The sequence below is a fragment of the Thermotoga sp. KOL6 genome (assembly GCF_002866025.1).
In the GTDB taxonomy this organism is placed as follows: Bacteria; Thermotogota; Thermotogae; order Thermotogales; family Thermotogaceae; genus Thermotoga.
The window spans coordinates 376044-400674 of sequence record NZ_LNDE01000001.1 but is presented as its reverse complement, the minus strand read 5'-3'; the positions used below and the strand labels follow the sequence as shown (position 1 = coordinate 400674).

The window sequence follows — 24631 nt, the reverse complement described above, 5'->3', positions numbered from 1 at the left end:
ATTGTATGAAGGTATTTCTCTTCGATTACGATGGAACATTGGCTGTAGATAACGGTTTTGCAGAGAGCTATTTTAAGAGCTTGGCGCTTTTTTTCGAGAAAGAAGACGTTTTTGTTTCTAAACAATTGATCCTAGAGTGTGTTGAGTACATAACGAAAAATCCGAATGGTTTCACGAACATGGAAAGATTTACAAAATGTCTTGAAAAGAAAACGGGAAAAATTGCAAGCGAATGGGAGAGAATTTTCATGGAGTTTTACAGTGGAGAGTTTTTTGATACTCTTAAAGGAACATTGAAGCCCATCGGGAAAGTTTTGGAATTACTGAAAGAAAGAAAAAAGGAAGGAAAGATCGTTTTAGCGACCAATCCAGTGTTCCCAAAGCTTGCCATAATCAAGCGTTTGAACTGGATAGGGTTATCCGAGAGTGATTTCGATCTCATCACCGACATGGAGAACTTTCATTTCTGTAAACCAGATCCTCGTTATTATCTTGAGATCTGTGAGAAGCTAAACGCTTCTCCCGAAGATTGTATTATGTACGGTGACGACGATGTGAACGATGGAGTCTGTGAAAAAATAGGCATGAAGTTTTTCAATGTCAGATCTTTTTGAAGTACTTCAGAGCAACTCTCAACACTTTTGGGTCCCATTGAAATCCTTCGTTCTTTTCAAGAATTTTAATTGCAACATCTTTCTTCATCGCTTTCCTATAAGGTCTGTTGCTGGTCATAGCATCGAAAGCATCTGCCACGGCGATTATACGAGATTCAATGGGAATTTCTTCGCCAGATATGTTATCGGGATATCCTCCTCCACCGTACCATTCATGATGGTGCCTTACTATCTTGGCGATGTCAGAGAAGCTTTCGATTTTACTGATCAATCTTTCTCCCAATTCAGGATGTTTTTTCACTTCCTCGTACTCTTCTTCAGTAAGTTTCGACGTTTTGTTGAGAATAGCCCCTCTAATTCCTATCTTCCCTATGTCATGGAGGAGGGCAGCTATTTTTATTTTTTCAATCGTTTGTTTGGGTAATCCCATTCTTCTAGCGATTTCTTGGGAGTGTTCGGAGACCCTCACACTGTGACCACTAGTGTAGGGATCTTTCAATTCCACAGCATAGGAAAACGCCTCTATGGTTTGGAAGAAGGTTTTTCTCAACTCCCTGTAAAGATTTAATCTTGAAAAGAAAATGGCGAAGATCCTTGCCATCATTCTCAGAGTTGAAAATTCGAACTCGGTGAAGCCTGTTTCTCTCTCTATTTCTATTACAACCGGAATACCCTCGTACTCGAAGAAAACGGCAGCAGCAGCTTTCGCTCTCCCGTTTGTGACATCGTAAAATTCGGGGAAATCAGAAACATCGTTTAAGATTAGATCTCTTTTTTCCTTGAGAGCTTTTACAACGATACCCTTTTTGGGGCTAACTCTCTCCAGCTTTCCATCCCTTATGAAAAACGTCTCTACGGTTTCCTTTTCAAAAATGGAAAGAGAAGATAAAACAGTTTTTGGGAACATATCTTTGAGATATCGAAGCACTTTCTCTAAAAGTTGTGTCCTATTTGAAACAGAAAGGATCTCTTCCAGAGAGGAAAGAATTGTGGAAAGGGTTGAATTGTTGCGAAGAACTTCTAAATGAGAGTTGTGCGCATTCAAAAGAAAGAAGGAAAAGTTCACGATGGAGTTCAAGAAGTTTTCTTCATCTCTTTCCAAATCTCTGAAAAAGAAAAGCTTCACTTCGATTTCCTTCGATGATTTATGTATAAACTTCTCGGCTTTCTGGCCAATGAGAGTCCTTCGATCCATTCTTCTAAGTTCAAGCCCTGCAAGAGGTTCTAATAGTTTCTTAGTATCTCGGAATATCTTTTCAAGAAAAGGAAAAGGGTCCGATTTCAAGTCTATCTTTCCCATAAATTCTATAGTTCTGTTCAGTTGCTCTGAAAGAATTTGTAAGCTTTCGTAGGAAGCTTCCAGCTCTTGATTCACAGCGGTGAGTTCCTGGTTCAAAGCGATGAGTTCTTGATTCACGGCGGAAAGTTCTTCGTTCTTTGTTTGAATGTCTTTTTTCAATGATGTTTTCCATCTCTTTCTGAGAAAATATGTGACAATAGCAAGAAAAACACACGAAACGAGTGCGATCTCGATTTGAGGATACTTTGAAAGAGAAAGATACAAAATCAACATGATGAGAAGAATATCTAGAAAAGATAAAACTCTTTCCAGGTTGCTTGCATATTTGATAATGAAAACAACAGAGATCACTAGAACGAGGGAAATGAAGAGATATATTTTTCCAAACCATGCAAAAGGGAGAGCGACCAAAATCCAAAAACTGTTCGAACCGATGGTTTCAATTGCAAAGGAACTCGCAAAGACTATCAAGAAATTGCTCACTCCCGAAAGGAGGTAGGGAGCGGCTGTCAAAAGCGCACGAAAAAACTTTCTCGGTTTGAAAGAGATCCTCTCCATTAAAGAAAGGTAGAGAGACACTAAGTAAAAAAGAGTTACTTTGAGGAAGAAACTTTCTGCCACGTTTTCAACCCTTCCATCAATATGTCTACAGCACGTGACAGTTCCTCTTTTTCGAGGACGCAGGCGATTCTTATTTCGCTTCTTCCGAGTTTCGGTGTGAGGTAGAACCCTCTGAGAGGAGCAACCATGGTTGTTTCTCCATCTAAGTTAAAATCTGTTAGCATCCATTTAGCGAACTCTTCGGCGTCATCCACGGGAAGCTTGACAGTTACATAGAAAGCTCCTGAAGGTTTCGTAAAGCTCTTTATACCATGATCCTCCAGTTTTTTTTCAACGACTTTCACTCTTTCTTTGTAGGTTTCCCGGACGAAATCAAAGAACTCGTCTCCGAGGTTCAGAAGGGCGATAGAACCTATTTGCTCAAGGAGAGGGGGTGCGAGCCTTCCCTGAGCTAATTTCATGGCATGGTTTATTACATCTCTGTTCTTTGTGATCAAACAGCCTACTCTTGCCCCACACGCGCTGAACTTTTTCGAAACGCTGTCTACAACAATCACCCTGTTGCTATCCAACCTTGAAGCACTGAAGAAAGTTTTTTGAAAGATGATCTCACTGTACACCTCGTCAACTATCATGAAGAGGTTGTTCTTTTCAACAAAATCCAGAAGGTATTTCAACTCATCCTCTTCATAAACAACCCCTGTGGGATTGCATGGATTCGAAAATACAATCGCTTTGGTTTTCGAGGATACAAATTTGTCCAAATTTTTTGGAATAGAAAAATTGTTCCTCATTTCTCTTGTTATTGGTACGAGTTTCACGCCGGTTGCTCTTGCAAAAGATTGGTAATTTGCATAAAAGGGTTCTAGCACCAAAATTTCATCGCCGGGATCTGCAACTATTACGAAGGAAAAAAGAATAGCTTCACTCCCACCATTTGTAACCAATACTTGTTCTGGGTCGATTTTTGCTCTCTGTCTTCTTTTGTAGTACGAAGAAAAGGCTTTTCTCAACTCCCACAATCCTGCAGAGTGCGAGTAATACACTACTTCAGGTTTGTGATTTTGAATACTCTCGAAAAACACCTCCGGTGTCTTCAAATCCGGTTGACCAATGTTTAAGTGATATATCTTTATACCGCGTTTTTTTGCGCTTTCAGCGTATGGAACGAGTTTTCTTATAGGGCTTTCAGGGGTTTCCAAAACCCTTTTCGAAAACACGTCTACCACCTCTTGTCAACATGAAAGATATAAAACTTCAAGTATTGTGTTTCTGGAACATTCATGAGAGCAGGATGATCGGAAGGTTGTCCACCTCTTTTTAAAACGCTCAGTATAGTTTTCGTGTCGTAGGAAGCTTCCATGATAATTTCTCTGAATATCTCTTCAGAAACTATTTGAGTGCATGATGAAGTCACCAGAACCCCTGGTTTTTTCAAAATTCTCATCGCTCTAAGATTCACTTCTTTGTAACCTCTCTTTGCACTCTCAAGACTTCTTGAGCTCTTCGCAAAAGAGGGAGGATCAAGTACCACCAAATCAAACCTTTTTCCATCTTTGTCGAAACTTTTCAGGAGATCGAACGCATTTCCGACAATCGTTTCATGATCTTTGAAGCCGTTCATTTTGAGAATTTCTTTCGCAATTTCCAACGATCGTTCAGAATAATCAACGAGAGTAACGTGTTTTGCGCCTCCTTTCAAAAGATGAACTGCAAAGTTTCCAGTGTAAGAGAACACATCCAAACACACTTTTCCATCGGCTATATCGAGCACCATTCTAGCGTTTTCCCTCTGATCCAAAAAGAAACCTGTCTTCTGACCTCTTGTGTCTGCTAAAAATTTCAGCCCATTCATTCTGAATTCAATCAACTCTGGCCCTTCACCGTAGATCCACCCTTCGTTGTTCTCTAAGCCCTCTTTTCCTCTGAAAGGTCCAGAAGATTTCTCGTATATTCCTTTTGGTTGGAAAATGTTGATCAAGCAATCCAAAATCCAGCTTTTCATCCGTTCCATTCCCAAGGTTGTTATCTGAATAACCAGATAACCGTTGAAAAAATCAACAATAAGTCCCGGCAAAAAATCACCTTCGCCGTGTACTACCCTGAAAGCGTCCGTATCTTTTACAAGTTTTTTTCTTCGTTCGATCGCAAGTTTTATCCTTTTTTCTATAAAAGAACGATCTACTCTGTCATTTCTCCAAGTGAGGATCCTCACTCTGATTTTCGAGTTGTCATTTATGTACCCTTTCCCGAAAAAGGTGCCATCTGGCCTGAAGATGTCAACTATGTCTCCGTTTTCGTAATCACCCTCCGTCTTAGATATTTCATTGTCGTAAATCCACAGATGACCTCTCGAGAGTCTTCTGTTGACTCTTTTGAGAAAGACTTTTGTCACTTACAACCACCCCGCTGCGTGCGATACGAGAAACAAGAGATATCCACCTAAAGAAAGAAAAGGACCAAAGGGAATTTTGGCCTTTACGTCAACCTTTCCCCTGTTTTTCACCAGGACAAATAGAATACCAGAGATGGAAGCGAGTAAAACGGCCAAAATAGCCGGTAAGGGTGTAAGAAGAAAGCCTATTCCCATAGCGAGGATTACATCCCCAGTTCCCAATCCTTCTCTATAAAAGAGTTTCAACAGCAAAAATATGAAAGTTAAAATAATGAATGAAATCAAATGATCCAGAAAAAATTTTTCTAGGGCTACGACGATAGCGGATCCAAGAAATGTAAAGTTCAAGTAATCTGGAATCATATATGTTTCCAAATCGATGAACGAAATAGCAATCAGAGCAGAAACGGCGATACAGGAAAATATCAAAGTGAGAATTCTATCTATGAAAATACTGTTCAAAAAGAAAGTAATTCCTGTTAAGATTTCCACCACTGGGTATCTAGCGGGTATTCTCCAACCGCAATACCTGCATCTTCCTTTCAAAAGGATATAACTCAGAATGGGAATGTTGTCGTACCATTTCAGTTTCCTTTTACAATTGGGACAGAACGAATAAGGAGGATCCCATGGTTTGAGACCCTCCTTAGCAGTTCTGTAGATGACCACATTCAAAAAACTGCCGATAATTATTCCAAGTACGAAACTTACGATATACCGCAAATTGCTTTTTCCTCCTCTGTAAGGAATTCATCGAATATTTCTTTCTTTCCATAATAGTACCAAACATTTGTTTGTGAAAGATCCTCCAATATCTCCTTCGCTTTTTCTATTTTTCCAAGTTTTACATAGGGTATCACAAGCAGCAAGCGAGCGATGGTGTTCAATGGGGAAGATTCTACAACTTTTTCGAGTTCTTGGACTACTTCTTCATATTTTCCGTGCTTCAGCATCACCAAAGCCCATGGTTCTAATTCGGTGAGATATTGAGGTTTACATTCCATGATCTTTTTTTCCATCTCCTGCGCTTTCTCTTCTTCTCCGATTTCCCTATAGAGTTCTGCCATCTGGTACATGGCAGGTATGTTGTTCGGATCCCTTTCTAAAAGCCTCTTCAATGTTTCGATAGCGAGATCTTTTCTTCCCATTTCTCGATAGGTTTCTGCTAGCATAAAGTAGGTGAGTTTGTCGTCAGGGGCGTAATCCAACTCTTTTTCCCAGTAATGAACCGCTTTTTCGTAATCTTTTAGATTGTAGTATGCCTCACCAAGGGAAGCGTAAGCCTGGACAAGCCACGGATCTATCTCTACAGCTTTATCAAGATATTTTATCCCTTCTTCTATCTTTCCCTGCTCTACGAGTAGTGAGCCTTTCAATTCATAAGCCGGTGCGTAATTATTGTCGATATCGAGCATAAACTTGATTATCTCATGTGCCACATCGTAAAGATTCCGATCTGCATATTCCAAAGCAAGGTCGTACAATCCTTTCAAGGATACTTTCTTGAAATCCTTCGGAGTTATGTGTTCCTCCTGAAGCCATTCCTGAAACTCCTGAAAAATTAGTGGTTCATAAACAGTTTCATCAAGATGAACTATTTTTTCTAATCTTTCGCACGTGTTAATCTCCTTTATTATATTTTCTTTCTTTTTCATGTCTTCTTTCAGAGTTTCCCAATCACCCTCGTAAAGAATATCCCTCAAAGCTACCACAAAAGGTGTGGATGTGGTGATATCTACTTTTCTATCGGACAAAACCAAAGTTATTATATGTTCTGCCATGCTTCACCCCTCCTGAAACTTTTGTTTCACCTTCATTTTACATTATACACTCATAGCCAACAACACTCCAGATCGATCTGTTAAAATTCTATTCGGAGGTGGAAAATTTGAGAGTTTACATCATAAGGTATTCAGAGATTGGTCTAAAAGGGAGGAACAGGAAAAGATTTGAGGAAACATTGAAGAGGAATATCGAGAAGGTAACTGGTATGAATGTGAAAAAACAATGGGGACGCTTCTTGATACCCGTGGAAGATGACACAAGTCTCGACGAAAAATTGAAAAAAGTTTTCGGGATTCAGAATTTCAGCAGAGGATTTTTGGTGAACCAAGATTTCGAAGAGGTAAAGCGGACTGCGCTTCTTGCCGTTAAGGAAAAGCTTGAGCAAGGAGATTACAAGACTTTCAAAGTGCAGACGAAGAAAGCTTTCAAAGAGTACAAGAAAGGCGTTTACGAAATGAACAGTGAACTCGGTGCCTTAATATTGAAAAATTTCAAAGATCTTTCCGTGGATGTACACAACCCAGATTTTATTCTTGGAATAGAAGTGAGACCTGAAGGCATCTTGGTGTTCACCGATAAAGTGGAGTGTTACGGTGGTCTTCCTGTTGGTACGGGAGGAAAGGCTGTCCTTCTTCTTTCAGGTGGTATAGACAGTCCAGTTGCTGGTTGGTATGCCTTGAAAAGAGGGGTGCTCATAGAATCTGTTACGTTTGTCTCTCCGCCTTTCACGTCAGAAGGAGCTGTTGAGAAGGTAAGAGATATTCTGAAGATCCTCAGAGAATACAGCGGAGGACATCCTTTGCGGTTGCACGTGGTTAATCTCACAAAAGTCCAACTCGAGATCAAGAAGGTTGTGCCTGATAAATACTCGCTGATCATGTACAGAAGATCGATGTTCAGAATAGCAGAAAAAGTAGCTGAAGAAACGAATTCAATTGCCTTCTACACAGGGGAAAACATTGGCCAGGTTGCCAGTCAAACACTGGAGAATTTGTGGTCCATTGAAAGTGTAACAACAAGGCCTGTTGTGAGACCACTCGCTGGTTTTGACAAAACAGAGATTGTGAAGAAAGCAAGGGAAATAGGGACTTACGAGATATCGATAAAACCGTATCAAGATAGCTGTGTTTTTTTTGCTCCAAAGAACCCTGCTACAAGATCCCATCCGAGCATTCTCGAGGACTTGGAACAAAGGGTTCAAAATCTGAGAGAGCTCGAAGAAGAAGCTTTCAAGAGCAGGAGGGTCGAGGTGATAGAGTGAAAAGAGTGAGGGATCTTTTAGTAACCCTTTATTTTTACTTTATAGCGACTGTATACATTGTCTTTTACGGAGGATTCGTATTGTTCAGATCTTTGTTGATAAGAGACAAAAAAAGAGCGAGAGATTACGTATTAAAAGAGATCGAAAAATTTGGAAGAAGAGCTTTTAAATGGCTTTTCTCTGAGGTTATCGTCAGGGGCAGTGAAAACATACCAAAGAACAGAAATTTTATCGTTGTGGCCAACCATCAAAGTCTGATGGACATTCCCTTGATTCTTGGTTTCGTTACTACCGGAGCTTTCATTGCAAAGGAAGAACTCAAAAAAGTTCCCGGGGTGAATTGGTACATAAGATACCTGAACGGAGTATTTCTTGATAGAAAGAATCCAAGAAAAGCTGTGAAGGCGCTGAGAGAAGTTATCCAAAAGTTGAAAAATGGCGTTACTTTTATTGTTTTTCCGGAAGGCACGCGATCTCCAGACGGAAGAGTCCTTCCGTTTAAGAAGGATAGCCTCATGATCGCTATGAAAGCGAAAGTTCCTATCCTTCCCGTTTCGATCTGGGGAACTTATAATTTGATACCGAAAAAGCGCCTGACATTCACCCCGGGGAAGGTGTATCTGAAGATACATGCTCCCGTCGATCCGGAAGAATTTTCCAATGAAGAAGAGTTGAGAAAATATGTTGAGGAAATCATCAAACAAGGGGTGGATGAATTGAGGGGGCAATCGACATGAAGGTGTATTTCGATAACAATGCGACCACAAAAATGGATGACCGTGTTCTCGAGAAAATAGTTTTTTTCTACAGAGAGAAGTTTGGTAATCCCAATTCTGCTCATGGGATGGGAATAGAGGCCAATCTTCATCTTGAGAGAGCAAGGGAAACCGTGGCAAAGATCCTCGGGGTTTCACCCTCTGAAATCTTTTTCACTTCTTGTGCGACAGAATCGATAAATTGGATTTTGAAAACCGTTGCGGAGACATTCGAGAAAAGGAAAAGAACGATTATCACAACGCCAATTGAACACAAGGCGGTTTTGGAAACTCTGAAGTATCTTTCAACCAAAGGCTTCAGAATAAAGTATATTCCAGTTGATTCTAAAGGAGTAATCAACTTGGAAGAACTCGAACGATCCGTCGATGAAGACACGTTCCTTGTGAGTGTGATGGCGGCAAATAATGAAGTGGGAACAGTGCAACCGGTGGAAGAAATCGTGAAGGTCGTCAAAAGAAAGAACAAGGATATTCTTGTGCATGTAGATGCTGTACAAACTATTGGAAAGATTCATTTCACTCTTGAAAGGGCTAATATTGATTACGCAAGTTTCAGTGCCCACAAATTCCATGGACCAAAGGGAGTAGGAATAGCTTATATAAGAAAGGGAGTTCCCATAAGACCCTTTGTTCATGGTGGGGGACAGGAAAAAGGTCTTAGATCGGGGACGCAGAACGTTCCTGGTATAGTTGCTACAGCCTATGCCATGAAATTTGCCGTTGAAGAACTCGACAGTGCAGTATCTCACATGAAAAGACTTAGGGAAAAACTTGTCATGGGCTTAAAAGAAATCGGTGCGTACATTATAACGCCACTCGATATATCCCTCCCTAACACTCTGTCTGTGTCGTTCCCAGGTCTAAAGGGATCTACCCTTCAGAATCTCCTTTCAGGTTACAACATCTACGTCTCTACTTCTTCTGCATGTACCAGTAGAGATGAAAATCTTAGTCATGTTTTGAAAGCCATGAATGTCGATCCTAAGATAGCCCGAGGTGCTATAAGGATAAGCCTTTGCAAGTACAACACAGAGGAAGAAGTGAACTATTTTTTGGAAAAATTGAGAGAAATTCTGAGTTTTTTGGACATAAATGGAAATAATCGTTGATAATGGTATAATTTCAACCAGAAGGAGGAATATCTAGTGATAAAAAGTATGACGGGTTTCAGCAGAGTGGAGGAAGTAGCGGGGCCTTATTGTTTTAGAGTTGAGATAAAATCCCTCAACTCTAGAGGTTTGAACTTAATCAATCAAATACCAGGATATCTTTCTATGAAAGAAATAGAGATGAATACTATAGTTCAAGAGTACATCAAGAGAGGAAAGGTACAGATCAGAATTCATGTAAAGTTTCTCGAACCGCCAAAGACTCTTGAGATAGATCAGAAGATGGTACAGGCCTACCATTCCGTGCTTGAAGAAATCGTCAATTCTCTTTCTCTACCAGAACCCGTGAAACTCTCAGATCTTTTGAGTTTTAAGGAAGTTTTTCGATTGGAGCTGTCTGATGATGAAGTAGAAAGAGTGTGGTATCATCTTGAACCGATCTTTAGGAAAACGCTAGAAAAACTGGTAGATGAACGAAGAAAGGAAGGAGAAAAGATAGGAGCGGATCTGAAGAAAATTTTGAGCGATCTTAAAATCAAGGTGGAGGGAATAGAAAAAAAAGCAAAGGAACTCCCTCATCTTTATCGAGAAAAGATAAAGGAAGAAGTTGAAAAAATACTTCCCCAGGAAATATCGGTGAGAGAGGACATCTTGGAAAATCATGTGGCTTTCATTGCAACAAAGGCCGATATAAGAGAAGAAGTAACGAGGCTCAAAAGTCATATAAAACGGGCTTTCGAGTTGGTAGAGAACGGTGATGGTCCTGTGGGGTTGAATCTAGATTTCCTAGGTCAAGAAATGTTGAGGGAGTTGAACACCATCCTTTCAAAATCGATCTCTAGTGATTTATCCAACCTTGCCCTCGAGGGAAAGGTCCTTGTCTCCCAATTCAGGGAGCAGATTCAAAACGTCGAGTGAGGGGGAGAGAAGTATGTATGGTCTCATCAACATAGGTTTTGGAAATGTTATAGCGGGAGACAGAGTAATAGCCATTGTGAATCCGGAATCTTCACCGCTGAAGAGAATGAAAGATGAAGCAAAGCTCGAAGGGAAACTCATCGATGCAACTTATGGTCGAAAGACAAGGTCAATCATCATCACAGACAGCAATCATATCATTTTGAGTGCTATACAACCTGAAACGATCGCTCAAAGATTCATGGAAAACTTCTATGAGATTGAGAGAATTCTGAAAGAGAACAAGAAGTAGGAGTGTGGACAATGGAAGGCCAGCTTTTCGTCATCTGCGGTCCTTCCGGAGCAGGAAAGACCAGTATCATAAAAGAGGTTCTCAAAAGCGTAGATAACGTTGTCTTTTCTGTTTCGTGTACCACAAGGCCTAAGCGTCCTCATGAAGAGGATGGGAAGGATTATTTTTTTATAACTGAAGAGGAATTCTTGAATCGTGTTGAGAAGGGAGAATTTCTGGAGTGGGCACGCGTTCACGGTTATCTCTACGGGACATTGCGATCTTTCGTCGAAAAGCATCTTGAGGAAGGAAAAGACGTGATCTTGGACATCGATGTCCAAGGAGCTTTGTCTGTGAAGAAAAGTTACCCGAAGGCTGTTTTTATCTATGTTGCTCCTCCCTCTTATAGTGATTTGAAAGAAAGGATACTCAAAAGAGGAACGGAAAAAGAAGCGGATATTCTCGTAAGATTGGAAAATGCGAAGTGGGAATTGATGTTCATGGATGAATTTGACTATCTTGTGATAAACAAGGTTCTTTCCGATGCGGTAAGGCGGGTAGTATCTATTCTGATAGCTGAGAGGGCCCGTGTTTCAAGGAATTCAGAGAAAATAGAAAGATTCAAAATGGAGGTGAAAGGATGGAGAAAGTTGTGAGACTCGAGATCAAGTACGACGAACTTTTGGAGAGAATTCCCTACAAGTACGCTATACCAGTTGTTGTGGCCAAGCGAGCGGAAGCCATCAGAGAGTATGCCAAACCTTTCGTGATCACGGATGACGAAAATCCTGTTAGTATAGCTTTCATGGAGTTGAGCAAGGGATACATAAGAATAAAGAATGAGGAAATTTTAAGAGCACTCGTTCCAAAGGTGAAGTGATATGAAAATCGTAGTGGGTGTTAGCAGTGGAATTGCCATTTACAAAGCGATTGATCTTGTCAGTAGACTCCGAAAGGAAAAACACGAACTGATCGTGGTGATGACACCAGATGCAACTCGTTTGGTGTCTCCAGCCGTGTTTTCAGCAGTAGGGGGATGCCCTGTTTACCACAAGTGGCTGAGAGTAGAAAACGGTTGGATTCCTCATACGGAGATTTCCAGAACAACGGATGTTCTTCTAATCGCACCAGCAACGGCGAATACGATTTCGAAGATAGCCAACGGATTGGCTGACAATCTGCTCACACTGATTGCTTTGAGCTTTGATAAAAAGGCTAAGATCGTAGTTCCAACCATGAACTGCAGAATGTACGAAAACCCGGTGTTTCAAGAAAATCTCGACAAATTGAGAGAGCACGGTTGGTTCATAGTTGAACCAGAAGAAGGCCATCTTGCATGTGGAGAAGTTGGAAAGGGAAGATACCCCGATAACGAGAAGATTGTAGAAGCGGTGTATTTACTCACCACCCCCAAAAAGTTGACGGGAAAACGTGTTCTTGTGACAGCGGGACCGACGAGAGAGAGGATCGACGTCGTCAGGTTTGTCACCAACGCGAGTTCAGGTCGAATGGGTTATGCGTTGGCGACCGTTGCTAAACGGATGGGAGCGGAAGTATCTTTAATATCTGGACCAACTTGCTTGAAACCTCCTTATTTCATTGACGAATTCGTTACAGTTGAAAGTTCGGAAGAAATGTACAACGAGGTGATGAAAAGGTACAAAGACTTTGATGTAGTGATCATGAACGCCGCTGTTGGGGATTACAGACCTGAAGAGTTCTATGAAGGAAAACTCAAAAAAACGGAAGAAGATTTGATACTCCATCTCAAAAGGACAAAAGATATTCTCAAAGAATTGGGAGAGAAAAAAACGCATCAGATTCTAGTTGGATTTGCGGCCGAAGTTGAAAACTTTGAAAGTAATGCTATGAAGAAATTAAAGGAGAAAAACTTGGACCTTATAGTTGTCAACGATGCAAGAAAAGCTTTTGCTTCAAAAACAGTAGAAGCGTTTATCTATGGAAAAAAAGGATTCATCAAGAAGGTTGATGAGAGTGACAAGGTTGGTGTGGCTGCTGATATTCTTGATGTTGTGGCAGAACTATTTGCAAGCGGATCATATTCTTGAGCTGAAGGATATAAAAGACCATGAGATAACAATTTCTGTCAAGAGGCTTTACGACGGGGAAATAAACAGATTCTTCCTCTATTCTCCAACAGGGTTCATTTTTCCCAAGAAATCATCCGGTGATGATTACGTGTTCGAAGTGGACTACGGCGGTCCTTTTGTTCCTGTAATTGAAGGTGTGAACTCCTTTGGAAAAAGAATGAATCGTGCTACGCCTTCATTCTTGAAGTTTCCGATGGAAAAACCTCGGATAAAGATTTTTTCAGATATTAGGGAAAATGAAGTTTTCGTTTATACGGTGGTAGATTCTCCGAAAGATATTGCACCTGTTTCTTTGAAAACAACAGGCCAATCCTTTAAATTCTTCAACCTAGAAAGAAAGTGGATCTGCATTTTCCGATCTTTTTTTAAAGATGGCCCCCACACTGTTGAGATAGAATTCAAGGGACCGTATGGTTACTCCTTTTCCATGAATAAAGAAATTTACGTTATAAAACGTGTAGCTGTTCCAATGCGCGGTGAAGACGGTACGTTCAGCTACATTGTATTCGGGAAACATGTTGTACAAAAAGGGGAAACTCTCTGGAATATAGCAAATCAGTATGGTGTGAGGGTAGGAGATCTTGTTTTAATAAACCGTTTAGAAGATCCAGACAAAATAGTGGCAGGGCAAATTTTAAAGATAGGACGCGTGAATTTCCAAGAAAATCCTGTCACTATTGTTGTGAACTTGTTCTCTTCGAAGCTGGGGCTTTACTACGATGGGATGCTTCTCAAAGTTTATCCTGTGGCTTTGGGGAGGAGTGATGCCACCCCTCCAGGGAAGTACTGGATACTTCGAAAAGAAATAGATCCAGCTCTTTATTGGTTTGGGGAGTACATATCGCCTAGAACCCCTTTGAACGGACTCGGTACGAGATATCTTCAGCTTTCAAACCCTACTTATGCTATCCATGGTACTTCAAAACCTTGGGAGATCGGGAAGAGAATATCGCACGGGTGTATTAGAATGTTCAACAGAGACGTGGAGGAGCTAGACGCTTTTGTTGGTGTGGGAACCGAGGTGTTGGTGATAAAAGAGGAAGGAGACTTTCCTACGAGGTTGTACTGAAAAAAGAAAGCGGGGAGTGTTCCCCGCTTTCTTTTTACCAAGAACTTCTTCTGCCTTTTTTCTCCAGTCTTTTCCTATATTCGGAAAATTTCTGGTTGCTTTCTTTCAAAAATCTCGATAACTTCTTTTCGAAATCCATATCTTTCTTTTCAGATTTCTCAGTTTTAGACTCGGCATTCTTTTCAGCGAGATCTCTCAGAGAGAGTTCCCATCCGCCGTTTCGAGCCTTTCCTATTACCTTCGCGGATATCTCTTGACCTTCTTTCAGATAGTCTTCAATTCTTTTGACGTAATCTTTTGAGATCTTCGAGATGTGTATAAAACCTCTTTCCCCCCCTTCGATATCCACGAAGGCTCCGTACTTCACGATCTTAGAAATCTTTCCCTTAACAAAATCACCGACTTTCACAAAAAACCCTCCTCACAAAGATGGTATCACTCTCAGTAATTGTCTCCATACTTTCTTCTAAACTTCTCCACTCTACCCTCCGTGTCTACAATAAGAACTCCACCTTTTCCTCCGGAGGTATAGAATGGATGACACTTGGAACACACGTCGATTCTTATGTTGTCTACTGTCGTGTAAAAAGTGTGCTCAGCACCACACGCACACTTGACCGTCACAAGCTTCATTTCCGGATGTATCCCCTTTTTCACCGTGTCCTCACCTCTCTAGAAAAGTTGTTACTTCTCACATGGCAAATACTACCACACATGTTATCAAAAATCAAGATAGAAAACAAAATTTAAGCCCCCGTCAGGGGGCTGATTGGTTTCTTTACTCGACAACTTTCACGTGTGCTGCTTGGGGACCTTTCTTACCTTCTTGAATCTCAAACTCAACAACTTGACCTTCTTTCAACGTCTTGAATCCTTCCATTTCGATAGCCGACCAGTGTACGAAAACGTCTCCTCCTTCGTCTTTGGTGATGAATCCGTAACCCTTCTTGGCGTCAAACCACTTAACCTTTCCTCTCATAACACATGCCTCCTTAACCAAAAGATGGTACTTGTCAATCATAACATGTTGGTGTTGAGTATGTCAAGTACTTAAAAAAAGATACAAATTCAGTTTATTCTTGCTCTTTCAAAAGTTTCAGTTGCCAGGATGATTCCTACTATCATCAGAATACTCAGAATTCCCCAGTCCACTCCGAAAGAAAATTTCATGGTTTTGGTTCCTACCAGGTATCCTCTCGAAGCATCAACCGCGTAAGTCAAAGGATTAATATAAGCGATCACTTTCATCCAATCGGGCATGGAGTCTATAGGATACATGGCTCCACTCAAGAAAATCAAAGGCATCATCAGAGTCATCATAATCATCTGAAAACCTTCCGTACTTTCCATTTTCAAGGCCAGGGTTATTCCGAGGCTCGCTATTGTCACCGACATGAGAAATCCTACTGTTAATGCAGGAATCAAACCGGATATTTTCAAGTTTTCAGCAAGAAAATATGTAAAGAACAGTATTATAAAACCCTGAAGAACTGTAACTATTCCATCGCCAACGATTCTTCCTATGATGCTCAATCTTCTTGAGGATGGTGCCACCAAAACTTCTTTGAAAAATCCGAACTGTTTATCCCAAATTAAACTTACTCCACTTATGAAACTCATGTTGAAAATGGTCATTGCGAATATGCCGGGAGCAAGATATGTGAGATAATCTACTCCTCCAAACATTACTTTGGCCCATGGATTGTCGAAAACCTTACTCCATCCCAGTCCGAAGAACACGAGCCATATCAGAGGATTTATAATCATACCAATCACTCTGGAACGAGATCTCAAAAATCTGATGAATTGTCTGTAAATCATGGTTGTGAAAGCTGCCATTTTTTCACCTCCGCATCCTCATTCGCGCAACAGTTTTGAAGAAATTTTCCGCTTCTTCTTCCCTAAGTTCCCTTCCTGTGAGATGCAAGAAAACATCGTTAAGGGTTGGTTTGTGGTACGTTATCTCTTCTATTCTTATTCCCTTCTTCTGCGCTATCTCGAATATTTTTGGAATGGCTGTACTGGAATTTTCTACATTCAGTTCCAACCTTCCATCCGAAAGTTTTTTGCATTCCTTTATGATTTCACTTTCAATACAATCTACAGAATCGGCGAATTTCACGTAGATTACTTCTTTTCCCACTAACTGTTTCAATTCGTCCGGGCTCCCTAACGCGATGATTTTTCCATGATCTATAATTGCCACCCTGTCTGCTAGTTGCTCTGCTTCATCCATGTAGTGCGTCGTAAGAAATATGGTCATATTGTGTTCTTTTTTCATTTTGGAGATGTACTCCCATATGTGTGCTCTCGTATGAGGATCGAGGCCTATTGTGGGTTCGTCGAGAAAAAGCACTTCTGGTTCGTGAATGAGTGAGCGAGCTATTTCTAACCTCCTCGCCATTCCTCCACTGAAGGTCTTCACAGGTTTATCTTTAAAATCCAGCAATTCAACGAATTCTAGAAGTTCTAGAATCTTCTTTTTCAGTTTCTCTCCACTGTGGCCATATATTCTTCCGTGTATATACATATTTTCATACGCAGTGAGTTCTCGATCTAAAGACTGGTCTTGAAAAACTATGCCTATTTTTTTTCGAACTTCTTTTGGTTCCTTAACAACGTCATGACCGGCTACCACAGCCTTTCCAGATGTTGGTTTCAAGAGTGTGGTGAGCATGTTTATGGTGGTGGTTTTTCCTGCACCGTTCGGACCTAAGAATGCGAAGATTTCTCCTTTTTTCACCGAGAAAGAAACGCCTTTGACGGCTTCCAGGTCACCGAATCTTTTGGAGAGTTTCTCGACAACGATTATATCTTCCATTTTACTCACCTCCGTATATTATCCTCTGCACAGTTTTTTTCAGCTCTCGCAGGGCATTTTGTAATTTTTCCTTTTGAGAAGAATTCAACGAAGAAAGATTCTCGAAAATAAGCTTTGCTACATCTTTCAGTTCCTTACCACCTATTTCGGAGAATTCTCTTAGCTTCTTTGCTAGTTCCAATGCTTCTTTGTATTCGTCGCTGTGTTTTTCCAAAAACTCCCTTCCTTTCTCCGTCAAGCTGTATATCTTTTTCTTTCCCTCGGAGCGCAACAGTATTAATTTCTGACGTCTAAGTGAAGCCAAAACAGGATACAGCGCTCCTGGACTGGGAGGCTCACTACCTAACATCTGCGAGATCTCTTTCATAATCGAATAACCGTGCGAGGGTCTTTTGGAGAGAATGTGTAAAACTATCAACTTCAAGTATCCTTTAAATTCTTTCATAATATCACCCGATATATCTATAGATATATTTTTAGAACACCTGTGTAATTGTAGAATATTCTTTTGAGTTTGTCAACAAGTTTGAACTTGTACCGGTCTCGAATAGTCTACAAATTGGAGGGAAATGGAAATGGGGAAAGCAAAGGAATTTGTCATTCTTCTTTTCTGTGTTTTCCTCTTTCTTTATGAAATTGTCTCGTTCGCTGTAATTTCAATGTTTAAGAGAAGAAGAAGGAGCCGGGAAACGAATCCCGGCCTCAAATTCCCAATTCCTTGAAAATTTTTTCCACAATTTCTTTCCCCACTCTTTTCTGGCCTTCTACAGTGGAAGCTCCTATATGAGGAGTTGCCACAACGTTGTCAAGGTTTAGGAGCTTCTTCCTGATCTCGTCGTTTGGCGGCTCGACTTCAAAAACGTCCAAACCAGCGGCATAGACTTTTCCGTTCACAAGGGCTTCGTACAAAGCTTCTTCATCAATAGTTCCACCTCGCGAAGTATTGATAATTATCACGCCATCTTTCATCTTCGCGATACTTTCCTTGTTTATAATGTGTTTCGTTGATTCACTGAGTGGAACGTGCAGGGAGATGATGTCGCTTTCTTTGAGAAGAGTATCGAGATCTACATACTCAACTGGGAGATTTGTTTCTGGTCGTGCAGGATCGTAAGCGATTACTTTCATTTTGAATCCAAGAGCTCGCTTTGCAACTTCTCGACCTATGTTCCCAAAGCCAATGAGACCGAGTGTCTTTCCCAAAAGTTCTTTTCCTTTAAGAACCTTTTTCTCCCACTTTCCTTCTTTTAACGAAATAGTGGCTCTTGCAATGTGACGTGCACAGGCTAGCATCAAACCTATTGTTAACTCGGCAACCGACGGTGCGCTGGCTCCTGGTGTATTGAGAACTTTTACGCCTTTTTCTTTTGCTTTCTGCAGATCTATATTGTCAAGTCCTATACCAGCTCGTGCGATGATTTTTAGATTCTTACCAGCCTCTATGATATCGGCTGTAACCTTTGTAGCGCTTCTCACCACCAGAACATCCACGTTTGGAATTATTTCCATCAGTTTTTCTTTGTCAAGATGTTCGGATGTCACTTCCAGTTCTTCTTTACCCATGAGGAGTTTCGTGGCTTCTTCGTCAAGAGGATCGTTCACATGCACTCGGTATTTCGCCATTTACATCACTCCCCTATAAATTCTTTGGTGAAAACCCTTTCAGCAGCTTTAACGCCTGCACCGAGTTCAAAGTTGTATCCAAGTTCTTTCAGTGTAAATTCTAGAGCGGTTATAGCTGTTATGGTGTCAAACGGTGACATGTATCCTAAGTGTGCTATTCTGAAGATTTTCCCCTTGAGCTTTCCTTGACCACCTGCGATAGTAACGCCGTATTTATCTCTCATGATCTTTGGAATCAACTTCCCATCCACACCTTCAGGAACTTTGACGGCTGTGACCACATTACCCGGTCTCTTGGAGAGGAGTTCTAATCCAAGTGCTTTGACTGCTGCTCTCGTCGCCTCACCAAGAATTCTGTGCCTCTCCCATACGTTTTCTATTCCCTCTTCTTTTATCATTTTAATGGCTTTCCTCAACATGTATATCATGTTGACCGCGGGTGTATAGGGATTGTCTGGATAAGATTTTTTGTAAGCTCGAAGATCAAAATAATATCTGGGAGATTTAGATGTTTCAACCAGTTTCCACGCTTTTTCGTTAAGTGATATGAGAGCAAGACCCGGGGGAAGCATGAGCCCTTTTTGAGAGCCCGTAACAACAACATCTACTCCCCATTCATCCATTTTCAACGGTTCGGCTCCAAGTGCGCTGACAGCGTCTGTAACCAAAACCACATCCTTGTTCTTTGTCACTCTTGCTATACCTTCAAGATCTATGACCGTTCCAGTTGAAGTTTCGCTGTAGGTGGTGAATACTACCTTTGCATCTGGATGTTTGTTCAAAGCGTCTCCTATTTGTTCTGGTGTAACTGCGTCTCCCCACTCGAGTTCGATTTCAACAGTGTCTGCACCATAAGCTTTACAGATGTCTCTCCATCTTTCGCCAAATTTTCCAGCCACGACTACGATAACTTTGTCACCAGGGCTTACAAGATTTGCCACTGCCGCTTCCATCGCGCCTGTTCCCGTAGATGCGAAGGCATAAACATTATTCTGAGTTTGGAATATGTACTTTGCATCTTCAAGGGTTTCTTCCATTATGGAAACGAACTGAGGTGTTCTGTGATGTATTGTTTCCTTGGCTCCCTCTGTTAAAATATCGTTCGGAACAGGAGTCGGACCGGGTGCCATTATGTAGTGTTTTTTGAGAAAGTTTCCCATGAAACTCCCCCTTTCTGAGATAGTGAGTTTGTTATTTTTTTAACTAATTATATCATTACAATTTTTACAGGGTGATGAATCGCGTATATCAAAAGATTTCGAAAACGGAAAGTTTAATCTGATATAATTTTTGAGGGATGTTGGGAATATTATACAACACCCATTGAGAATGATAAACAGGATCTTCGAACAAAAGGGAGGGGAAAAGATGGTGAATCCGTTTATAAAAGAAGCCAGAGAGAGAATGAAGAAAACTTTGGAAAAAATTGAAGAAGAACTTAAAAAAATGAGAACAGGCAAGCCGTCCCCCGCCATTTTGGAAGAGATAAAAGTAGAATACTACGGTGTACCAACGCCCATTAATCAGCTCGCCACGATATCTATTTCCGAGGAAAGATCTCTTGTTATCAAACCCTGGGATAGGAGTGTTTTAAGCCTTATAGAAAGGGCAATAAATGCTTCAGACTTGGGCTTGAATCCCATAAACGATGGTAATACTATCAGACTCGTTTTTCCGTCACCGACCACAGAGCAAAGGGAGAAGTGGGTCAAAAAGGCGAAAGAAATAGTTGAAGAAGGAAAGATAGCTGTCAGAAATATTCGGAGGGAGATAATAAAGAAAATCAAAGAGGAACAAAAGGAAGGGAACATACCGGAAGATGATGCCAGGAGGCTGGAGAACGAGATTCAAAAACTCACAGATGAGTTCATAAAAAAGTTGGATGAGGTTTTTGAAATCAAGAAAGAGGAGATCATGGAATTTTGAAAATACCGCGTCACGTTGCGATCATAATGGATGGAAATGGAAGATGGGCTAAAAGGAGAGGACTTCCTAGAATAAAAGGGCACCAAAGGGGTGCCCAGGTACTTCACAACACAGTAAAGTGGTCATTGGAACTTGGAATAGAATATCTCACAGCATATTCTTTCTCTACGGAGAATTGGAAACGTCCTAAAGAGGAAGTTGAGTTTCTAATGAATCTATTCATTCAAATGGTAGACCGAGAAATGGAGCTTCTCAAAAAAGAAAGAGTCAGGGTGAAGATACTTGGACGAAAAAAAGGTCTTCCGGAGAACGTGTTGAAAAAGTGGAATGAAGTCGAAGAAAAAACCTGTAACTTCGATAGAATGACTCTCATTATAGCGTTCAATTACGGAGGGAGAAAAGAGATACTAGATGCAGTAGAATCCATAATCGGAGAGGTCAGAAATGGAAAAGAGGTAATTCTCACAGAAGAAATTTTTCGAAGATATCTCTATCTACCGGACGTTCCTGACCCGGATTTGATAATAAGGACTTCTGGAGAGATGAGACTCAGCAATTTCTTGATCTGGCAATCTGCTTACTCAGAGTTGTACTTCACAAAGAGGCTGTGGCCAGATTTTACAAAGAAAGATTTTTTAAGGGCTATAGAGAGTTATTCAAAGCGGGAAAGGCGATTTGGGGGTTTGAGCGATGGATGAATTAAAAACTAGAACGATAACAGCAATAGTTGTTGCTCCGTTCGTTGTTTTGTGTTTTGTGAGTTATGAAAGTCTCGTTGGGCTCGTCTCGGCCATCGTTATACTCGCGGGATATGAATTGATCACACTTGAACTGAAAGATAGAGATTCTAGATTCTTCTATGTTATTCTTTTAGCAGTTTATCCTATTCTGTACGGGATCATTTTTAAAGAACCATTTCAACCATTTTCCATCGTTTTCATATTGGGAGTTGTATCCTCTTTAGCCAGCGATAAGAATCCAACTCAAGTGTTCAAAACAGTAGCATCTTTCTCCATTGCTTTGATATACGTAGCCTCTTTTCTCAGTTTTTTCATACCGATGTATCGTGATTTCGGAGCGGCCAATGCGTTGCTCGTTCTTACATCCACATGGGTATTCGATTCTTTCGCTTATTTTACAGGTCTTAAATTTGGAAAAATAAGAATTTCTCCTCACTACAGTCCAAGGAAGAGTTTAGAGGGTGTTATAGGAGGATTCCTAGGAGTTTTGATTTACACACTTCTATATCGATTGATCGTCAACAATCTGCTATCGATCGATGTAATAAACTACAAAACTTTTCTGCCGTTTGCTGCTGTGGTGGCAGTAGCAGATACTTTCGGTGATATCTTCGAGTCTGCTTTGAAAAGATACTACGGTGTCAAAGATTCGGGGAAAACTCTACCGGGACATGGTGGAATGCTCGACAGGATAGATGGATTGCTCTTTGTTGCACCTGTTAGTTACATAGTTTTCAAAATATTCGAGGGAGTGATGGGATGAGATACATGACTTCCGAAGAAATAAGAGAAGCCTTTTTGAGATTTTTCGAGAAAAAAGGTCACAAGATTTTACCCAGTGCCTCTCTCATACCAGATGATCCTCAGCTTTTGTTTACAGTAGCAGGAATGGTCCCTTTTAAACCAATTTTCTGGGGGAAGGTAGAACCCGTTTATACGAGAATAGCCACCTGTCAAAAGTGTCTCAGAACAGTTGATATAGAGAACGTCGGAAAGACACCGAGACACCACACATTCTTCGAGATGCTCGGAAACTTCTCTTTTGGAGATTATTTCAAGGAAGAGGCGATAGAATGGGCGTGGGAATTTCTCACACAGGTGCTCGGTGTCCCTGAAGAGAAACTCTGGGTATCCGTTTACGAAGAAGACGAAGAAGCTTTCAGAATATGGAATGAAAAGATAGGGCTTCCGGAGCGGAAGATATTGAGAATGGGGAAGGAAGATAATTTCTGGGGACCCGCTGGGCCAACAGGACCGTGTGGACCGGACACGGAGATTTTTTACGACACGGGATATTCTGAAGGATGTCCAGATGGTGAAGAATGCACACCTGCGAATTCTGAGGGGCGTTTTGTGGAAATTTGGAATCTCGTCTTCACGGAATACTACCAAGATGAAAAGGGAGAACTGCATCCCTTGTCCAGAAAGAACATAGATACAGGAGCGGGTCTTGAAAGATTCTGCGCCATGATGCAAGGAGTCTACAGCAATTTTGATACTGATCTGTTCAAACCAATAATAGAGCGCATAGAAGATTTAACCAGTGCCGTATACAAGACGGATGAAAAGAAAGATATTTCCATCAGAGTGATTGCAGATCATATCAGAGCTATCACATTCTTGATCAGCGAGGGAATCTTTCCATCTAATGAAGGTCGAGGTTATGTGCTCAGAAGGATCATAAGGCGTGCCATGAGACATGGGATACTTCTTGGAATGAACGAACCGTTCCTCTACAAAATTGTCGATGCAGTTGTGAATAAGATGGGGAAAATCTACCCTGAAATTGTTCAAGGTGAGAAGATGGTGAAAGAAGTTCTTTCGGCGGAAGAAAGTAGATTCTTGAGAACTTTAGAACAAGGGATGAGAGTTTTCGACGAGCTCGCTGAACAAAAGGGGAAAATAGAATCTCAAGATGCGTTCAAATTGTACGATACATACGGTCTCCCTCTGGAGCTGACTCTCGAGATTGCCAAGGAAAAGGGAGTAGAAATTGATGTGAAGGATTTTGACAAATACATGGCGGAACAGCAGAAAAAATCTAGGTTAGCCACGGGAAATGTGGAGTTTGCCAAGAGATACGATTATTTGGATGAACTCCCTACCTCTTTCAGAGTTAAGTTTACTGGATACGAAAAATTAGAAGATGAATCAGAAGTTGTACTCATAGCTAAAGAGGGTAGAACAGTTGAGGAAGCATATGAAAAGGATGTAGCTGAAGTGATATTCTCTGTCACGCCGTTTTATGCAGAAAAAGGAGGACAAGTGGCCGACACTGGAGTTGCCGAGTGGAAAAACGGGAAAGGTTTTGTAGAATACGTTTTCGAAGCTTCAGAAGGGATAGTTGTACACAGGATAAAAATATTGGAGGGGAAATTGCGAAAGGGAGAGAAAGTTATTTTAAAGGTTGATAAGAAGAGAAGGGAAGCTACCATGAGAAACCACACGGCGACTCACCTTCTCCATGCTGCTCTAAGAAGAATCCTCGGGCCTCATGTGAGGCAAGCAGGGTCTTTGGTTGCTCCCGAAAGATTGAGATTCGACTTCACGCATTATAAATCTCTCTCGAAGGAAGAGATAATGCAAATTGAGAATTTGGTTAACGAATGGATCATGGAGGCGATCCCTGTTGAAGTGAGATACACCAGCTATGAAGAGGCTGTAAAATCAGGTGTTATCGCCCTATTCACTGAGAAATACGGCGATGTGGTTAGAGTGGTTGAAGTTCCCGGCGTGAGCAAAGAACTTTGTGGAGGGACCCATGTTAGAAACACAGGGCAGATTGGACTTTTCAAAATCCTATCGGAAGAATCGGTGTCCTCAGGTGTGAGAAGAATAGAAGCAGTAACAGGATTTGAGATCTTGAAGTTGGTGAGAGACTACGAGTTTATAATTTCGCATTTGAAAGAAATTCTCGGAAGCAAAGAAGACGAAATTGTCGATAGGGTTTTGAATCTGAAGAAAAAGGTGAAAGAATTGGAAAAGAAACTATCGCAGGGGAAGATCTCTGAAGAAACTGTTTCTGAAAGACGACTTGAGGATGGAATTCGAGTCTACTATGGCATCTTCGACGAAGTTGACGTAAGACATTTGGGAGGAATAGCAGATAACATATTGAAAAAGAATCGGGGTATAGTCGTTCTGTTCAGTCGATTTGAAAACAAAGTATCACTTGTTGTGAAGGTTTCAGATGAACTCACGGACAAATACAACGCCTCAACAATCGCTCGAAACATAGCAAAACTACTTGGAGGAAGTGGAGGTGGAAGAAAAAATTTTGCTCAAGCTGGCGGAAAACGTCCCGAGATGATCAAAACGGTTTTAGAACAGTTAGAGGACCTCTTGAGGTGA

Annotated in this window: 27 protein-coding genes; 14 read left to right on the top strand and 13 right to left on the bottom strand. The window is 41.0% G+C overall.

Annotated elements, in window-relative coordinates; genetic code table 11:
• The first annotated feature begins 5 nt into the window (after nt 1-5).
• A complete protein-coding gene (locus AS005_RS02025; RefSeq protein WP_101510018.1) occupies nt 6-614 on the top strand; it encodes an HAD family hydrolase in 609 nt (202 codons plus the stop codon).
• Here AS005_RS02025 and AS005_RS02020 read toward each other — a convergent pair.
• The 5 genes from AS005_RS02020 to AS005_RS02000 are packed head-to-tail and all read right to left on the bottom strand — an operon-like array spanning nt 601 to nt 6651.
• Nucleotides 601-2535, bottom strand: a complete 1935-nt coding sequence (locus AS005_RS02020; RefSeq protein WP_233186201.1) for an HD-GYP domain-containing protein — start codon at nt 2533-2535, stop codon at nt 601-603. The two genes, AS005_RS02025 and AS005_RS02020, sit on opposite strands and share 14 nt — an antisense overlap.
• On the bottom strand, nt 2508-3695 hold the full coding sequence (locus AS005_RS02015) for a pyridoxal phosphate-dependent aminotransferase (protein ID WP_101510017.1): 1188 nt from the start codon (nt 3693-3695) through the stop codon (nt 2508-2510). Before AS005_RS02015 ends, AS005_RS02020 begins: the two co-directional genes overlap by 28 nt.
• 2 nt (nt 3696-3697) lie before the next feature.
• Complete coding sequence (locus tag AS005_RS02010; RefSeq protein ID WP_101510016.1) at nt 3698-4870, bottom strand: class I SAM-dependent rRNA methyltransferase; 1173 nt, start codon at nt 4868-4870, stop codon at nt 3698-3700.
• Nucleotides 4871-5593 (bottom strand): A24 family peptidase, encoded by a 723-nt coding sequence (locus AS005_RS02005; RefSeq protein WP_101510015.1) that lies wholly within the window; start codon nt 5591-5593, stop codon nt 4871-4873.
• Nucleotides 5578-6651, bottom strand: a complete 1074-nt coding sequence (locus tag AS005_RS02000) for a lipopolysaccharide assembly protein LapB (RefSeq protein WP_101510014.1) — start codon at nt 6649-6651, stop codon at nt 5578-5580. The genes AS005_RS02005 and AS005_RS02000 overlap by 16 nt, the downstream gene beginning before the upstream one ends.
• Nucleotides 6652-6758: 107 nt before the next feature.
• Here AS005_RS02000 and thiI point away from each other — a divergent pair, with 107 nt between their 5' ends.
• Genes thiI through AS005_RS01955 form a run of 9 tightly spaced genes read left to right on the top strand, consistent with a single transcriptional unit; the run spans nt 6759 to nt 14170 of the window.
• Complete coding sequence (thiI, locus tag AS005_RS01995) at nt 6759-7916, top strand: tRNA uracil 4-sulfurtransferase ThiI (RefSeq protein WP_199203807.1); 1158 nt, start codon at nt 6759-6761, stop codon at nt 7914-7916.
• On the top strand, nt 7913-8653 hold the full coding sequence (locus AS005_RS01990) for a 1-acyl-sn-glycerol-3-phosphate acyltransferase (protein WP_101510012.1): 741 nt from the start codon (nt 7913-7915) through the stop codon (nt 8651-8653). Before thiI ends, AS005_RS01990 begins: the two co-directional genes overlap by 4 nt.
• Nucleotides 8650-9801 (top strand): cysteine desulfurase family protein, encoded by a 1152-nt coding sequence (locus tag AS005_RS01985; RefSeq protein ID WP_101510011.1) that lies wholly within the window; start codon nt 8650-8652, stop codon nt 9799-9801. The genes AS005_RS01990 and AS005_RS01985 overlap by 4 nt, the downstream gene beginning before the upstream one ends.
• Before the next feature lie 36 nt (nt 9802-9837).
• Nucleotides 9838-10719, top strand: a complete 882-nt coding sequence (locus AS005_RS01980) for a YicC/YloC family endoribonuclease (protein ID WP_101510010.1) — start codon at nt 9838-9840, stop codon at nt 10717-10719.
• Nucleotides 10720-10732: 13 nt separating this feature from the next.
• The gene (locus AS005_RS01975) at nt 10733-11011 is read left to right on the top strand and encodes a DUF370 domain-containing protein (RefSeq protein ID WP_101510009.1); all 279 of its coding nucleotides are present in this window, start codon (nt 10733-10735) and stop codon (nt 11009-11011) included.
• Between the two features lie 11 nt (nt 11012-11022).
• Nucleotides 11023-11646: a guanylate kinase gene (gmk, locus tag AS005_RS01970; RefSeq protein ID WP_101510008.1), complete on the top strand. Its 624-nt coding sequence runs from the start codon at nt 11023-11025 to the stop codon at nt 11644-11646.
• Nucleotides 11631-11870, top strand: coding sequence for a DNA-directed RNA polymerase subunit omega (rpoZ, locus tag AS005_RS01965; RefSeq protein ID WP_101510007.1), 240 nt, complete (start codon nt 11631-11633; stop codon nt 11868-11870). The genes gmk and rpoZ overlap by 16 nt, the downstream gene beginning before the upstream one ends.
• Before the next feature lies 1 nt (nt 11871).
• The gene (coaBC, locus tag AS005_RS01960; protein WP_101510006.1) at nt 11872-13059 is read left to right on the top strand and encodes a bifunctional phosphopantothenoylcysteine decarboxylase/phosphopantothenate--cysteine ligase CoaBC; all 1188 of its coding nucleotides are present in this window, start codon (nt 11872-11874) and stop codon (nt 13057-13059) included.
• Entirely contained in the window at nt 13019-14170 is a 1152-nt protein-coding gene (locus AS005_RS01955) for a L,D-transpeptidase family protein (protein WP_199203839.1), read from the top strand. Before coaBC ends, AS005_RS01955 begins: the two co-directional genes overlap by 41 nt.
• A gap of 34 nt (nt 14171-14204) precedes the next feature.
• On the opposite strand, the gene AS005_RS01950 is transcribed toward AS005_RS01955, so the two are convergent.
• From AS005_RS01950 to AS005_RS01915, 8 genes are all read right to left on the bottom strand, one after another.
• On the bottom strand, nt 14205-14579 hold the full coding sequence (locus AS005_RS01950) for a S1 RNA-binding domain-containing protein (protein ID WP_101510004.1): 375 nt from the start codon (nt 14577-14579) through the stop codon (nt 14205-14207).
• Nucleotides 14580-14611: 32 nt separating this feature from the next.
• A complete protein-coding gene (rpmE, locus tag AS005_RS01945; protein ID WP_008194646.1) occupies nt 14612-14827 on the bottom strand; it encodes a 50S ribosomal protein L31 in 216 nt (71 codons plus the stop codon).
• Nucleotides 14828-14948: 121 nt separating this feature from the next.
• Nucleotides 14949-15149, bottom strand: coding sequence for a cold shock domain-containing protein (locus AS005_RS01940; RefSeq protein WP_101510003.1), 201 nt, complete (start codon nt 15147-15149; stop codon nt 14949-14951).
• Between the two features lie 89 nt (nt 15150-15238).
• Nucleotides 15239-16009 carry an ABC transporter permease gene (locus AS005_RS01935; protein ID WP_101510002.1) on the bottom strand — a complete coding sequence of 257 codons (771 nt, stop codon included), beginning with the start codon at nt 16007-16009 and terminating at the stop codon, nt 15239-15241.
• 4 nt (nt 16010-16013) lie between these two features.
• Nucleotides 16014-16991, bottom strand: a complete 978-nt coding sequence (locus tag AS005_RS01930; RefSeq protein ID WP_101510001.1) for an ATP-binding cassette domain-containing protein — start codon at nt 16989-16991, stop codon at nt 16014-16016.
• Between the two features lies 1 nt (nt 16992).
• Nucleotides 16993-17436, bottom strand: a complete 444-nt coding sequence (locus AS005_RS01925) for a PadR family transcriptional regulator (protein ID WP_101510000.1) — start codon at nt 17434-17436, stop codon at nt 16993-16995.
• Nucleotides 17437-17693: 257 nt separating this feature from the next.
• Complete coding sequence (locus AS005_RS01920; protein ID WP_101509999.1) at nt 17694-18614, bottom strand: hydroxypyruvate reductase; 921 nt, start codon at nt 18612-18614, stop codon at nt 17694-17696.
• A gap of 5 nt (nt 18615-18619) precedes the next feature.
• Nucleotides 18620-19774, bottom strand: a complete 1155-nt coding sequence (locus AS005_RS01915) for a serine-pyruvate aminotransferase (RefSeq protein ID WP_101509998.1) — start codon at nt 19772-19774, stop codon at nt 18620-18622.
• Nucleotides 19775-19982: 208 nt separating this feature from the next.
• Here AS005_RS01915 and frr point away from each other — a divergent pair, with 208 nt between their 5' ends.
• Genes frr through alaS form a run of 4 tightly spaced genes read left to right on the top strand, consistent with a single transcriptional unit; the run spans nt 19983 to nt 24631 of the window.
• On the top strand, nt 19983-20540 hold the full coding sequence (gene frr / locus AS005_RS01910) for a ribosome recycling factor (protein ID WP_101509997.1): 558 nt from the start codon (nt 19983-19985) through the stop codon (nt 20538-20540).
• On the top strand, nt 20537-21238 hold the full coding sequence (locus AS005_RS01905) for an isoprenyl transferase (RefSeq protein WP_101509996.1): 702 nt from the start codon (nt 20537-20539) through the stop codon (nt 21236-21238). The genes frr and AS005_RS01905 overlap by 4 nt, the downstream gene beginning before the upstream one ends.
• Nucleotides 21231-22043 (top strand): phosphatidate cytidylyltransferase, encoded by an 813-nt coding sequence (cdsA, locus tag AS005_RS01900; protein ID WP_101509995.1) that lies wholly within the window; start codon nt 21231-21233, stop codon nt 22041-22043. Before AS005_RS01905 ends, cdsA begins: the two co-directional genes overlap by 8 nt.
• Nucleotides 22040-24631 (top strand): alanine--tRNA ligase, encoded by a 2592-nt coding sequence (gene alaS / locus AS005_RS01895; protein WP_101509994.1) that lies wholly within the window; start codon nt 22040-22042, stop codon nt 24629-24631. The genes cdsA and alaS overlap by 4 nt, the downstream gene beginning before the upstream one ends.

Excerpts from the sequence above, each read along its gene's own strand:
- alaS (WP_101509994.1), top strand. The coding sequence starts at position 22,040 with ATGAGATACATGACTTCCGAAGAAATAAGAGAAGCCTTTTTGAGATTT.
- AS005_RS02025 (WP_101510018.1), top strand. The coding sequence starts at position 6 with ATGAAGGTATTTCTCTTCGATTACGATGGAACATTGGCTGTAGATAAC.
- frr (WP_101509997.1), top strand. The coding sequence starts at position 19,983 with ATGGTGAATCCGTTTATAAAAGAAGCCAGAGAGAGAATGAAGAAAACT.
- gmk (WP_101510008.1), top strand. The coding sequence starts at position 11,023 with ATGGAAGGCCAGCTTTTCGTCATCTGCGGTCCTTCCGGAGCAGGAAAG.
- rpoZ (WP_101510007.1), top strand. The coding sequence starts at position 11,631 with ATGGAGAAAGTTGTGAGACTCGAGATCAAGTACGACGAACTTTTGGAG.
- AS005_RS01930 (WP_101510001.1), bottom strand. The coding sequence starts at position 16,991 with ATGGAAGATATAATCGTTGTCGAGAAACTCTCCAAAAGATTCGGTGAC.
- AS005_RS01975 (WP_101510009.1), top strand. The coding sequence starts at position 10,733 with ATGTATGGTCTCATCAACATAGGTTTTGGAAATGTTATAGCGGGAGAC.
- AS005_RS01985 (WP_101510011.1), top strand. The coding sequence starts at position 8,650 with ATGAAGGTGTATTTCGATAACAATGCGACCACAAAAATGGATGACCGT.
- AS005_RS01940 (WP_101510003.1), bottom strand. The coding sequence starts at position 15,149 with ATGAGAGGAAAGGTTAAGTGGTTTGACGCCAAGAAGGGTTACGGATTC.
- AS005_RS02000 (WP_101510014.1), bottom strand. The coding sequence starts at position 6,651 with ATGGCAGAACATATAATAACTTTGGTTTTGTCCGATAGAAAAGTAGAT.
- AS005_RS01955 (WP_199203839.1), top strand. The coding sequence starts at position 13,019 with ATGTTGTGGCAGAACTATTTGCAAGCGGATCATATTCTTGAGCTGAAG.
- AS005_RS01925 (WP_101510000.1), bottom strand. The coding sequence starts at position 17,436 with ATGAAAGAATTTAAAGGATACTTGAAGTTGATAGTTTTACACATTCTC.
- AS005_RS01920 (WP_101509999.1), bottom strand. The coding sequence starts at position 18,614 with ATGGCGAAATACCGAGTGCATGTGAACGATCCTCTTGACGAAGAAGCC.
- coaBC (WP_101510006.1), top strand. The coding sequence starts at position 11,872 with ATGAAAATCGTAGTGGGTGTTAGCAGTGGAATTGCCATTTACAAAGCG.
- cdsA (WP_101509995.1), top strand. The coding sequence starts at position 21,231 with ATGGATGAATTAAAAACTAGAACGATAACAGCAATAGTTGTTGCTCCG.
- AS005_RS01915 (WP_101509998.1), bottom strand. The coding sequence starts at position 19,774 with ATGGGAAACTTTCTCAAAAAACACTACATAATGGCACCCGGTCCGACT.
- AS005_RS01935 (WP_101510002.1), bottom strand. The coding sequence starts at position 16,009 with ATGGCAGCTTTCACAACCATGATTTACAGACAATTCATCAGATTTTTG.